Here is a 12,530-nt window from a genome sequence, read left to right as displayed (position 1 = left end):
CTCTTTTTATTAAGGGGGAAAATATGTTTAATACGGCTATCGTTATTGGTGGAAGTGTGGCAGGAAAGTTTGCAGCAAAAGCATTATCAACTTCTTTTAAAGAAGTAATCATTATAGAAGCTGGTGAAAGATGGGATGGAAAGTCTTCGAGAAAAAGAGTTCCACAAAGTAATCATCCTCACGTGTTATTAAAAGGTGGAGAAAACGCAATTGAAGAATTGTTTCCTAATATTACGAACGAATTAATAGAAGCGGGTAGTATTATAAACAACTTTACGCGTGATTTGAAATGGCATCAATTCGGTCTATGGAAACAACCGTTCATAGGGGAAGTACATATGATTCAACAAAGTCGTCCTTTGCTAGAATGGCATATTCAAAAACGAATACATCAAATTTCAAATATTACTATTAAATATGAAACATTGGTTAAAGGGTTATTGGTAGATGCAAAGCTTAACAAAGTGTGTGGAGTAAAAGTTAAATATTTAGAGACAGACACACAAGAAGAAGTTCATGCAGATCTTGTAGTTGATGCGAGTGGATTTGGCTCAAAAAGTATAGAATGGCTACGAGAATACGAAATTGAAGTAAAAGAAGAGAAAGTTCGTATTGATTTATTTTACGCAACGAAAATGTTCAAACTTAAAGAAAATGAGGAGTTAGACTGTTGTAATATGCTAATGTCTCCGAGTTTCCCTGATAACCCTTATGGCGTTCTTATTCAAACGATAGAAGATAATCGTTATTTTGTTACTTTCAGTGGATACGCAAATGAGAAAGCACCACAAACAGATGATGAGTTTTATGATTTTGCTGAAAACCTATCAATTTCTAATGTTACAGACTTCCTAAACAAGGCTGAGGGAATTACTGATATAAAGACATACAAAATTCCTTATCAAGTACGCCGGCGATTTGATTTAGTGAATAATGTACCAGAAGGCTTATTAGTTGTTGGAGATGCGCAATGTCGTTTTGATCCCGTTTTCGGCCAAGGCGTATCAGTTGCTGCTATGGAGGCTCACCAGTTGCAATTACTTCTGCAAGGCAGAAAACAGCTTGATAAAACATTTACACAACAATTTTATAAAAAGACAGCTAATATAATAGAAACCCCTTGGGATATGACAACGACAGAAATATCACGTCACCCGCAGCTAAAGAGAGAATTAACTACAAAACAAAAATTTCAGCTATGGTATACGAAACAAATATATCGACTATCCGCAAGTAATTCTGATGTTTATATTCGATTAGTACGAGTGATGAATTTAATTCGTAGTCCATTTCATCTTTTTCATCCGAAAGTGCTACTATCTGTATTGCTTAATCGAAAGAAATAGCAGGAATATAATTGATTAAAAAAGAATGTATAACAGTTAGTAAATCAAGAAGGAGAATACGAGATGGAAATATACATAGAGCAACTAAAGAAACAAGATGTTAAGGATTTATTTACGTTTGAACTTACGAATAAATCTTTTTTTGAAACAATGGTACCAAATCGTGGCTCGAAATATTTTGAATTTGAATATTTCCAAAAACTACTAGACGATTTATTAATAGAACAAGCGGATGGAGATTCTTATTTTTATTTAATTCGTAATGAAGAAAAAGAAATTGTAGGGCGAATCAATTTAGTAGATATAGATACGGAAACTCGAATTAGTTCACTAGGGTATCGGGTCGGAGAAAAATTTACTAAAAAAGGAGTTGCAACAGCAGCCGTAAAATTAATTTTAGATGTAGCGAAAAATAATGAAATTACTGACATTTATGCTAAAACAACGACTAATAATCTCGCATCACAAATTGTACTAGAAAAAAGCGGATTTTCTTCTTATCAAAACGAATCAGATACAACATCTGTAGAATTAAATGGAGAACATGTGAAGTTTGTACATTATATTTGGAGAAATACTTCGCGCTTATAATAAGGAGGACTTATTCATGAATGATTTGCGTTATCCAATTGGCCAATTTACATACAAACGTCCTATAACGGAAGAAATGATTGATACATGGATTCAAGAAATTGAAGATTTACCTCATGAACTAACAAAGGCAATTAAAGATTTAGATCAGAAGCAGTTAGATACACCATATCGCGTTGGAGGTTGGACTGTACGCCAAGTAGTTCATCACGTCGTTGATAGCCATATGAATAGCTACATACGCTTTAAATTAGCACTGACAGAAAAGAATCCAACTATTAAGCCGTATAAAGAAGAGAAGTGGGCAGAGTTACCCGATTCAAAATTACCGGTAGATGTTTCACTAGTAATGCTAGATTCATTACATAAAAGATGGGTTAACCTTTTATATTCTCTAGAAATTGAAGATTTAGAAAAGACATTTAACCATCCTGAAACTGGTGAAACAAAACTTGCTGTTGCAATAGGACTATACGCATGGCATGGTCGTCATCATACCGCTCATATTACTTCTTTAAGAAAGCGTCTAAATTGGTAACATGGATATTATATTAGAGAAGGCGACAGAAACTGATGTAGAAGTTATATTTCAAATGCAAATAGACTCATTTAGCCCTTTATTACATAAATATAAAGACTATAATATAAAGACTATGAAACAAATCCAGCAAATGAAACTATCGAAAAAACTATTTGTAGAATAAATCAAGTAAACGGTGGCTTCTATAAAATAATAGTGGATATGAATCTTGTTGGAGCGATATGCATTTCACAAAAAGAAACACCCTCTAAATTTTGGATCAGTCCAATGTTTATTCATCCGGGTTATCAAGGAAAAGGAATTGCTCAAAAGGTGATTACATTAATTGAGGAAATGTTTCCTGAAGCAACGAGCTGGGAACTTGCTACTATTTTAGAAGAAGAGAAAAATTGTTTTTTGTATGAAAAGATGGAGTATAAAAGAACAGAAGTTATAAAGAAATTAAATGATAAAACTACACTTATTTATTACAAAAAAGAAAGGTAAAGCATATAAAACACGCTTTACCTTTTTATGTTATTTTAGATTAAATATACAAAAATGATGTATTTTCTTCCAAAATACTCGGGTTAGTAATTTCTGAAATGAATAAAAATACAAGAAACCACTACTTTGTCGTATATGTCACTAACGCTTTTTGAATGCTTAAAATACTATCGTCACCTTTAAATTCTTTCGTAATTGGATCCTCCATACTAGACACCCAAATTTTAAGTTCTGCATCTAAATCAAAATGCCCAGCCGTTTCGATGCTATATTGTGTAATACTTTTATAAGGAATAGAATGGTATTCTGTTTTTTTGCCGGTTACTCCTTGTTTATCTACTAAAATAAGTCGACGATTTGTAAATACGATTAGATCACGAATTAATTTATAAGCATGCTCTACTTTTTCATCGTCTAGCATAATCTTCTCTAAATCACGTTCTACACTTTCAGAACTCGTATTTGATGCATTTCCTAAAATACCGCTAAATAAACCCATATTAAATTCCTCCTTTAATATATGTGGAATGAATTACTTATATTGTAACATGTTACTCACAAAGATATTATGACATTACTTTGGTAGTTTCTGGTTATTGTTGTAATTAGTTTATATAACCTCATCTTAAAATCTTGTGCTAATATGAAATTAAGAAAAAAGAAGCAGAGGGATATAACATGAAGAATATCGGTTTAGTATTAGAGGGCGGAGGAATGAAAGGTTTATATACTGCAGGTGTACTCGAATATTTCATGGAAAAGAACTTATTCTTTCCGTATGTAGTCGGCGTATCAGCTGGAGCCTGTATGGGGGCAACCTATTTGTCACGTCAAAAAGGGAGAAATAAGAAAGTAAATACAGAACTAGTATCAGATTACAGGTATATATCTTATCGAAATTTAATTCGAAAACGTGAATTATTTGGGATGGACTTTTTATTTGATGAAGTACCTAATAAAATTGTCCCGTTTGATTTTCAAACTTTCTTAAACTGTAATGAACAATTTGTTATAGGGACGACTGATTGCGAATCAGGACGAGCTGTTTATTATAATAAAATAGAACATGGAAATGATATTTTAAAAATCATCCGTGCATCTAGCTCAGTTCCGTTTATAGCACCTGCTGTAGAATACGATAATCGTAAGTTGTTAGATGGAGGAATTATAGATCCTATTCCAGTTCTAAAAGCTCAAACTGATGGTTATGAAAAGAATGTAGTTATCATGACAAAACCAGAAGGATACGAAAAGCAGCGGAATAAATTTTTTAGACTGGCTAAAATTTTATATAGAAAATATCCGAATATCGCAGAATCTTTAGTAGAACATTATCGTTTTTATAATGAGACGATATCTTATATGAATCAAATAGAACAAAAAGACAACTTTTATGTCATTCAGCCTAGCGTACAGCTTCCAATAAGCGGAATAGAAAGAAATAAAGAGAAACTTGTTAATTTATATAACCTTGGCTATATAGATGCTCAATATCATTATGAAAACTTATTAAATTGGATAGAGAAATAAAGGAGGAGAAAGTTGAAGTTAGGAAAAAGGGTTATTTTTAATGAATTGCAGAAAATGCCTAGTCCGCTGTACAAACCGTTTCCTTATCGCGCTACAGCAAAATTGCAGCGAAACTTAGAAAGTAGATTTACCGAAGATAATTGTATAAACGCTGATTTTAATCATCATTGGATGCATACAGCAGCTACTTTAAATTCTGTACTAAATGGAAACGAACAGAACATTACGTTTCAACAAATAAAGTGGTTAAGAAAATCGTTTTTTGAGTGGTTTCCGCAATATCGTTTTCTAGAAACAGAAATTGTGAATTATCCCATTTTGTATAGAGATTTCATAAGTTATGAGAAGACCAGGAAGCTATTACTTTATTACCTTACTGAATAAAAGCGAAAACGTACAGGTTACATTACTTGTACGTTTTTTGTTCATAAAACATTCAATATTAACAATTAGTTTATATAGGAATTCTAATGAGAAGAAAGAAGTACATATAATAGAATGATACAGGGGAGGAGAGAGGAATAGCTGTTTTGCTTTAAGTTATTGTCCAACTCGAATACAGTTAGTTATTTATGTTAAAATATTTCGAGTGAAATCAAGCTTTTAAGGATTTCATTGAACATTAAACAAAACAAGTTAGCAACGTAGAAGGGATAACATTAACATGAAAAACGTATCAAATATAGATAAAGTAGAATCAATAAAATCTTTACAGTCAACAATTAGTAAACTTGAAAATGCCTTATCACAGATGACTCAAAAAGGATCAAATACTACTTTAGTGAAAAAAAGACTCAAAGCAGCTAGTATCGGCTTAGCTATGTTAGAAAGTGTTTGGAAGCAAGAAACTCATCATTATACTCAGGAAGATTTAGCAGAAGCTCGTAATGTTCTGATTGGTTTGCTTCCATCAATTGAAAAGATTTACGTTAAGTCAAAGCTTGGGAGTCCTCAAAGAACGCTTTTAGAAAGAAGAATAAAATCGTTTGAACTTTCTATTCAAGCAATAGACAATTATTCTAGTAAATAACTTATTTAAAGAGTCTTATTACAAAAGTGTAGCAAGACTCTTATATCATTCTATCAAAATTAAATATCCTTACTGCCACATTGCAGCAAAGGCAAAACATCTTGATCTACCTCATAATTATTCTCAAACTTCACATCTTCAAGAACATTTCATTGTCTTTAATAAAAATCCATGCATTAAGTAATCTTCAATCGCAAAAACACTCAATTATTTAATTTACGAAAATGGAATACCGCCATGTATTGCTGTAGATCATGTTAATCAGCTAGAAGAACTAACTTTTGAAAACGATATTCCTCGCATTGAAAATCAAATTTCATCTATAAATTCTAATGCAACTCAACTTCACTTTTATATGGTAGCAGGACAACTTGAAAACAAACCTCTTTTAACGGCCAATAATCACTTGTATAGAGCTTTAAAAGATAAAGGGTACAAAACCACTTATGAAGAGTTTCAAGACGGTCATGATAGCGTGTGAGGGTGAAAAAAGTTATTTGATGGATTGAAAGCTTTGAAATAGATAAAAACCACACTATAAAATAAAAAGGAGAGAAAATCTATGAATCAGGAAGAACTCGATAAAAAATTAAAGAAACAAGAGATTTTAGTAAAAGATGAAAAAGTTTGGTCGTATACGTATGAGGATCATATTAGTTCTATCGTTAAACAAGCAGAACAGAAAGGAGCTTTTGATAATTTACCTGGTAAAGGTAAACCTCTTAATCTCGATAAAGATCTTTCTTACAATCCTGAAAAGCAACTTTATAGAACTTTAGCAAATAATCATATTTTGCCTAGGTGGATTGAGCTTTCAAAAGAAATTGAAGATTTAAAAGAAAGACTAAAAGAAAATACAAATACGGCAGAAGCAGCGGAATTAATTCGAACTATCAATAAAAAGGTTTTAGAGCATAATTTACTTTGTCCGACAAGCGCGCAAAAAATGAGGGTGAAAATGGATTTTTAACGATTTTCAATTAAGCTATCGCTTACTATATAATTAAGTTAGGCATTTTCAATTCGTTACTAAAGGGAGGCAAATGTAGTGAAGAATACGTATCAACTTCAAATTCCGAAAGAACTAGAACAGTATCGTAGTATTTTAGAAGAAAGTGTGAAACCGTATGTTAAAGTGTCTGGAACATTAGCAGAGACAACGCTTTTTGAAAGTAAGTTTGGTGGTTATCCGTATTTACCTATAGATCAAGAGCATCCTAAAGACTCAAATGGACAACCTATGATGCTACTTGCGCAGTTAAACTTTGAAGAAATGCCGCATGTTGAATATATGCCTCAAAAGGGATTGTTACAGTTTTTCGTAAGTCCTGAAGAAGATCTTTTTGGAGCAGATTTTGATCATCCCACAAGCCAAAAAGACTTTCGAATTGTTTATCATTCTACAATCACAGCGGATTTAACTAAGGTGATTACTGATTTTAGTTATTTCAACACTTTACATTTAGAGAATTTTATCATACCCGAAGCAGCAAAACTAAAGTTTGAGTTGGCATATCAACCAGTAACACCAAGAGATTATCGATTTGAAATGATTTTTAGTGATAACATTGATTGGGAAGAGATTGTTGATGAAGAAAATAATATAGAATTAGGCGAACTGTATGATGATTTATGTAAAGATCAAGGACATAAAATTGGTGGATATCCATTTTTCACACAGACAGATCCGAGAGAATGGGAAGAAAAATACCAACAGCATGACATATTATTGCTGCAAATCGATACAGACGATTCATTAAATATTATGTGGGGCGATTCTGGGGTTGCTAATTTCTTTATACGTAAGGAAGAGCTGTTAAATCTAGATTTTTCCAATGTCATTTACAATTGGGATTGTTACTAGAAGATATAAATAAATTAATAGCAAACAAAAAATCTTCCTGAAGGTGAGGAGGATTTTTTATGTTAAAAATAAGCGTTATGTTAACTAGAATAAAAAACAATGAGTGTAATGAAAGGCAAGCCTAAATAACAGAAATAACAACAAATAATGTAAAGTTGTAAAACGTGTGCAAATAGCAATAAGTTCATTAAGTAAAACATAAAATAAAATTACTAATTTATATTTTGTATAGAAATAATTTTTCTGTATAAAAATTTCTTGCCGATCAAAAATGATTTGGATTCGTTAAATCTTAAGCGATTATTGAGTAAGATTTGCTGTGATGAATTTATAACAAATAAAAACGATAAAAACCGAAGAAATTTGTTTAGATAAGATTTCATATGAATCTCACTAAAAATCTCCGTTCCGTCTCATTAAGTATAGTTTACTTGGTTTTTGATACCTGTAATCGCTTTGTCTCTATAACTACCTATAATATATATTATGTTAACTAACTTCAAATTATAAACTTATTATAAATAAGTCAGTTTTTGTGATTAGCCTCCCCTCGTTCTTTTTAATCATTCTGTGTGATGGATTGTTTAGTTGTTTGTTTTATAAGTTGTTGATGAAAATGTCTCCAGATATAAATTATATTTAAGACAATAAAAAATGCAATTCGTTTTAACTGAACGCATTAAACGAATTGCATTGATATGATTACGGATAAGTTCTTAAAATTAGTTTGCTATAGCAATTGCTTCAATTTCAATTAATAAGTTATCGTTAATTAACTTTCTAACTTCGACAGCTGAACTTGCTGGTGGATTCTTAGTATCAACGTATTGATCTCGTATATCTCTAACCATGGCCATTTGAGAAATATCTGTTAGGAAAAATGTTAATTTTACTACATCATTAAATCTTAATTCCGAAGTTTCTAATGCACTTTTAATATTTTCGAAAACTTGTCGCGTTTGTGTAGCTAAATCACCAATGCCAACTATTTGACCATCAGTGTTAATCGCTACTTGTCCAGATATGTAAATTGTTCGTTTAGCGTTACTAACTTCCACTACATGTGAATATCCAAAAGTTGGTGGCATCGTTTCTGGATTGATAAATTTCTTTTGCAAGGTGTCTCTCTCCTTTTTTATCAAGAAAATTGTAAAATCTATGTATTTACTATATTCAATCAATAAAATTAAGAATCCTTTATGATTTAAAAATAAAAAACCTTAGAATAGCTATCTTCATACCTATTCTAAGGTTTTTTAGGATTTTATATTTAGTTATCGCTAGTGGACATTGTTAAATTAATCTTTTCATAATCTCTTTTAAATTGATTATCATTTTTTAGCCAACGTTTGAAAGCCGATTCACTTATTTCTAAATTTGAACAAGTTGTAGCATTACATTTATTTTTCATATATTCTTCAAGGAAATTTTGTTTTCTTTGTTTAACGGCAGTTTGAGTTTGTTTTAATTTTCGATCTTGTAATTGATCTAAACTCAGACTTTCTCTCTGAAACACTTCATATTTTCTATGCAAATAAATATCTTTGTCTTTATAAATCCAATTTGAAAATAGTTGTATTGATTTTCTTCCAGATAAAATAACGCGATAATGTTTGTTTTGATTTAGTAAATCGGCTCGTAAATTGCGATTTTGAAGAATTTGATGTAAAGAATTCATAAAGTTATATGATCCACCTATGAAATTAACTGTATAAGTTTCATACTTGACGTAACCATCCCCATCAAAATACCCACGAACAAAATGATGCAAATATTCTTCTGGTACAAAAGGAAATTCGATGTTAAATGATTTACATGGCATAATTCCGTGTATGTTCATAAGGTCGTCTTTTATTGTTTTGCTATTAATATTTAGCATGTATACGCTTGTTTTTTTGTTTTGATAAAGTGGCTGGTTTGTTTTTAGTTCTTTTTTTATATTTTCTAAAATATAACTTTCTTTTTGAGATATACTGACACATTGATTTTCTTTCTGTATAACACCATCTGCTGCTATAAACCCTAAAATATAAGCCATATTGTTTGACCACGTTTTAAAGTAATCTTCTGTTATGTCATACTTTCTCTTCCAACTCCCTATAGCGCGCCTTGGTACGTTATTGTCTGATAAAACCATACGAATATACCTTGCAGACACATTAGCAAGCACAGCGATTTCTGAGGTGCTCTTCCCTTCAGTATACAAATGCATGATTTCAGATTTTGATAGTTTACATTTTGATTTCTTTTTTCGCTCTATGTGCACTTATATCCTCTCCTTCCTTTCTTTTATTAGAGACATATTTTCTTCTATAACATACAAAGAAACATATGTTCTTTGTTGCGTATAAGAAGGAATTTACTAAATAAAAACAATTTACATGTACTTAATATTTGTCTTAGCTGCTGCTGTGCGATTTGTACTTTATAGATACAAATAATGAATTTGACGGATTTATGAAATACAAGGCATTTTAGATGAAAGGTAAAATAATATAGTTTAAACTACAAATAGCTACAATAACAACATACGTAAATTGTTAATCGTAAAAAGGAGAACGAATGAATAAGAAATATACAAATCAAATTCATACTGATATGAGTTTTAAACCGAAAGATATTATAAGTTTAATGACGGATTACTTTAAAATAAAATCAAAGCTGCGTCCTATAAAGGGTTTGCCTATCGTTTTATCAAATAAAGATAATGAACCGTTAGAGAGTGTTACATGGTTTGGCCATTCTGCTTCTCTTTTGAAAATAGAAGGTAAAAAACTGTTATTAGACCCTATGTTTGGAGATGCCTCTTCCCCATTTCCTTTGTTTAATAGTAAACGCTATAGTGGTGTTTTTTCTTTAGAACGTGATGACCTTCAAGAAATTGATGCGATTATCATTTCTCATAATCACTATGATCATTTGAATTACAAAAGTATTATGCAGTTAAAAGATCGCGCAAAGCACTTTTATGTTCCAACTGGAGTTGCACAATATCTTATTAAATGGGGTGTTTCGCCTAGTAAAATTAGTGAGCATAATTGGTGGGACGAAATTACGTTTGATAATATTAAGTTAGTATGTGCGCCTGCAAGGCATTTCTCTGGACGAAGTATGACAGATAGAGATTGTTCATTATGGTGTTCATGGCTTATCCTTGGTCAAGAGACTAAAATTTTCTTTAGTGGCGATAGCGGTTATGCCCCTCACTTTAAGGAAATTGGTGATAAATATGGTCCATTCGATCTTACATTGATGGAATGCGGACAATATGATCCGAGGTGGTCTGCAATTCATATGTTGCCTGAAGAAACTGTACAAGCTCATATTGATGTACAAGGAGAATTACTTCTTCCGATTCATTGGGGTGCTTTTACATTAGCATTACACGAATGGAGTGATCCGATAGAGCGTGTTACGAAAGAAGCTAACCGTTTAGAAGTTAAAATTACAACGCCCCAAATTGGCGAATCTATTACGTTAAAATCTACAAACTATCCTTCAACAGCTTGGTGGAGAGAAATTTAATTATAAATAGAAAAAGAGCGAACTCTCTTATAAGGAATTCGCTCTTTTTCTGTATTTAAACTTATTTCACTATATTTGATTTCCCGCTATCTAAAATTCTATTTGCTGGTACACTGGACATTTCAATCACTGTATTCATACTTTTATCAGTTAGTTCAATGAGTTCGTTTTCGTGATTGATTTTCTGTAAATCCCACACCATTCCATGGAACTCGTTATGCTGTCCACTTACCTTTACAATACTTTTCGTTTTATTTGTAGGTTGTATTTGAAGGTTTGTAAATAGGTTACCACTAATTTCATTTGGCGTTGTTACATTACTATCCATAAAAATCATATTTACACAATCTTCGAGAGAGAAGTTCATAAAACGGTTGGCATTTATCCATGCATGTCCAGATTGTGGTTTCTTTGCTACTAATTTCACCCCAGTTTCCATGCCTACAACTTTTATATTTTCAAAATTAATAAATGAAATTTCATTTTCCTTCCCACCAGAATACAAAGAAATGCCGGTACCTTTATTCGTTTCTGTCCAATTGATAATATTTATATCTTTTATTTGTGTTTTGTGCCAAGTGTTATAATACTTATTTTTTCCGTCTAAATATATAACTTCAGAATTAAATTTAGGATCATCTATAGCTATATAAGCTCCTTCAATAGAAGCGTTTTTTTCTAATTCTAGAACTCTAAAATTACCTTCAACAACAAATTGTGTTCCATAACCAAATAATAACTTTACACCCTGTTTCACTACGATTGGTGACGTAATTTTATACTTCTTATCATCAAGCAATACTGTTTTAATTTTACTAGATTCTGCTTTATTAATAGCAGATTGTATTTTGTTTGAATCATTTTTACCTTTAAAGTCTTCTACATACACCTTATCATTTTTAGCTAAACCTTCTTTTTTGTTGTATTGATAAAAAGCAATAGTAATTAAAACGATACCTATGAGTAAAATAACTATTTTCTTCATCACACTCATCCTCATATAAATTTTCTCCTTAGCTACTCTTCGAATAATCTATGGCTTTTATATTTAGGTGATAATTATTTTGCTGTGTATGATAGATTACGATTCTTACTTTTTATAATGGAATTATATTATCTATAGAGTTGTCCTGCTTAGCTAATTCTTTATTCCTATAATCTATTAATTTATGATTAGATAAAATAAAATTATGCTCTAATATTAATTCATTGTGGAGCACTTCAACTAAAAATTTAGGTATCATCTCTCCTACACCGTAATTATAGTCACTAAGAATCCAAGAAACCTCTTTCCAATCTAAAATTCCTTCTGCGACTTTTTTTGGAGTGCGATATGTAAATTCATGAAGTAACTCTACTAGATAAACATAAATACCGCCAGAATATGAAGAATCCTCCCATTTAATAATGCCTTTAAATTGAATTTGGTCATACGTAACTTTTATATTAGTCTCTTCCTTTATTTCACGAATCGCATTTTCTAAAGGTGTTTCTCCCTTTTCTATCTTTCCTCCTACCCCATTCCATAATCCTTTTACCGGATCATATTCTCTATTTAACATAAGTATCTCTTCATTTCTTTTTATAAAACATAAAGTGTGCTTGTACATAATGTGA

General features: G+C 31.3%; 14 protein-coding genes and 2 pseudogenes. 11 read left to right on the top strand and 5 right to left on the bottom strand.

Translation table 11 applies throughout. From position 1 onward, the window contains the following. Window positions 1-23: 23 nt before the first annotated feature. The 4 genes and pseudogenes from BCG9842_RS12980 (at window position 24) to BCG9842_RS12965 (ending at window position 2,964) form a co-directional block, all read left to right on the top strand. Entirely contained in the window at window positions 24-1,346 is a 1,323-nt protein-coding gene (locus tag BCG9842_RS12980; RefSeq protein ID WP_000483453.1) for an FAD-dependent oxidoreductase, read from the top strand. Between the two features lie 63 nt (window positions 1,347-1,409). Continuing rightward, window positions 1,410-1,937 (top strand): GNAT family N-acetyltransferase, encoded by a 528-nt coding sequence (locus tag BCG9842_RS12975; protein WP_000409250.1) that lies wholly within the window; start codon window positions 1,410-1,412, stop codon window positions 1,935-1,937. A gap of 16 nt (window positions 1,938-1,953) precedes the next feature. Further along, window positions 1,954-2,475: a YfiT family bacillithiol transferase gene (locus tag BCG9842_RS12970; RefSeq protein WP_000999062.1), complete on the top strand. Its 522-nt coding sequence runs from the start codon at window positions 1,954-1,956 to the stop codon at window positions 2,473-2,475. Between the two features lies 1 nt (window position 2,476). Beyond that, window positions 2,477-2,964, top strand: a pseudogene (locus tag BCG9842_RS12965) (GNAT family N-acetyltransferase). 121 nt (window positions 2,965-3,085) lie between these two features. Here the strand turns inward: BCG9842_RS12965 and BCG9842_RS12960 are convergent. Beyond that, complete coding sequence (locus BCG9842_RS12960) at window positions 3,086-3,463, bottom strand: PH domain-containing protein (protein WP_000522474.1); 378 nt, start codon at window positions 3,461-3,463, stop codon at window positions 3,086-3,088. Between the two features lie 179 nt (window positions 3,464-3,642). Between BCG9842_RS12960 and BCG9842_RS12955 the strand changes: the two genes are divergently transcribed. From BCG9842_RS12955 to BCG9842_RS12935, 6 genes and pseudogenes are all read left to right on the top strand, one after another. Then, window positions 3,643-4,494 (top strand): patatin-like phospholipase family protein, encoded by an 852-nt coding sequence (locus tag BCG9842_RS12955; protein ID WP_000789281.1) that lies wholly within the window; start codon window positions 3,643-3,645, stop codon window positions 4,492-4,494. Between the two features lie 12 nt (window positions 4,495-4,506). Continuing rightward, window positions 4,507-4,878, top strand: coding sequence for a YxiJ-like family protein (locus BCG9842_RS12950; RefSeq protein ID WP_000765972.1), 372 nt, complete (start codon window positions 4,507-4,509; stop codon window positions 4,876-4,878). Window positions 4,879-5,158: 280 nt separating this feature from the next. Then, window positions 5,159-5,524: a hypothetical protein gene (locus BCG9842_RS12945; protein ID WP_000800304.1), complete on the top strand. Its 366-nt coding sequence runs from the start codon at window positions 5,159-5,161 to the stop codon at window positions 5,522-5,524. A 109-nt stretch (window positions 5,525-5,633) separates the two neighbouring features. Beyond that, window positions 5,634-6,047: pseudogene (locus BCG9842_RS32040) on the top strand (hypothetical protein); the annotation flags it as partial. A 39-nt stretch (window positions 6,048-6,086) separates the two neighbouring features. After that, window positions 6,087-6,494, top strand: coding sequence for a J-domain-containing protein (locus tag BCG9842_RS32035; protein ID WP_001070924.1), 408 nt, complete (start codon window positions 6,087-6,089; stop codon window positions 6,492-6,494). A 78-nt stretch (window positions 6,495-6,572) separates the two neighbouring features. After that, on the top strand, window positions 6,573-7,388 hold the full coding sequence (locus BCG9842_RS12935) for a YwqG family protein (RefSeq protein WP_000799797.1): 816 nt from the start codon (window positions 6,573-6,575) through the stop codon (window positions 7,386-7,388). A 722-nt stretch (window positions 7,389-8,110) separates the two neighbouring features. Here the strand turns inward: BCG9842_RS12935 and BCG9842_RS12930 are convergent. Further along, a complete protein-coding gene (locus BCG9842_RS12930; protein WP_001169706.1) occupies window positions 8,111-8,506 on the bottom strand; it encodes a RidA family protein in 396 nt (131 codons plus the stop codon). Between the two features lie 152 nt (window positions 8,507-8,658). Then, window positions 8,659-9,654 carry an LAGLIDADG family homing endonuclease gene (locus tag BCG9842_RS12925; protein WP_000546833.1) on the bottom strand — a complete coding sequence of 332 codons (996 nt, stop codon included), beginning with the start codon at window positions 9,652-9,654 and terminating at the stop codon, window positions 8,659-8,661. Between the two features lie 296 nt (window positions 9,655-9,950). Between BCG9842_RS12925 and BCG9842_RS12920 the strand changes: the two genes are divergently transcribed. Continuing rightward, window positions 9,951-10,913 carry an MBL fold metallo-hydrolase gene (locus tag BCG9842_RS12920; RefSeq protein WP_001037075.1) on the top strand — a complete coding sequence of 321 codons (963 nt, stop codon included), beginning with the start codon at window positions 9,951-9,953 and terminating at the stop codon, window positions 10,911-10,913. Window positions 10,914-10,974: 61 nt separating this feature from the next. Here BCG9842_RS12920 and BCG9842_RS12915 read toward each other — a convergent pair whose 3' ends face one another. Both BCG9842_RS12915 and BCG9842_RS12910 read right to left on the bottom strand, forming a co-directional pair. Beyond that, window positions 10,975-11,913, bottom strand: coding sequence for a hypothetical protein (locus BCG9842_RS12915; protein WP_001242975.1), 939 nt, complete (start codon window positions 11,911-11,913; stop codon window positions 10,975-10,977). 97 nt (window positions 11,914-12,010) lie between these two features. Then, window positions 12,011-12,523, bottom strand: coding sequence for an NUDIX hydrolase (locus BCG9842_RS12910; RefSeq protein WP_041488123.1), 513 nt, complete (start codon window positions 12,521-12,523; stop codon window positions 12,011-12,013). Window positions 12,524-12,530 lie beyond the last annotated feature (7 nt).

It is taken from the genome of Bacillus cereus G9842 (genome assembly GCF_000021305.1).
Taxonomy (GTDB): Bacteria; Bacillota; Bacilli; order Bacillales; family Bacillaceae_G; genus Bacillus_A; species Bacillus_A thuringiensis_S.
The sequence above is the reverse complement of the archived record's forward strand: the minus strand, read 5'-3'. Positions and strand labels throughout refer to the sequence as shown.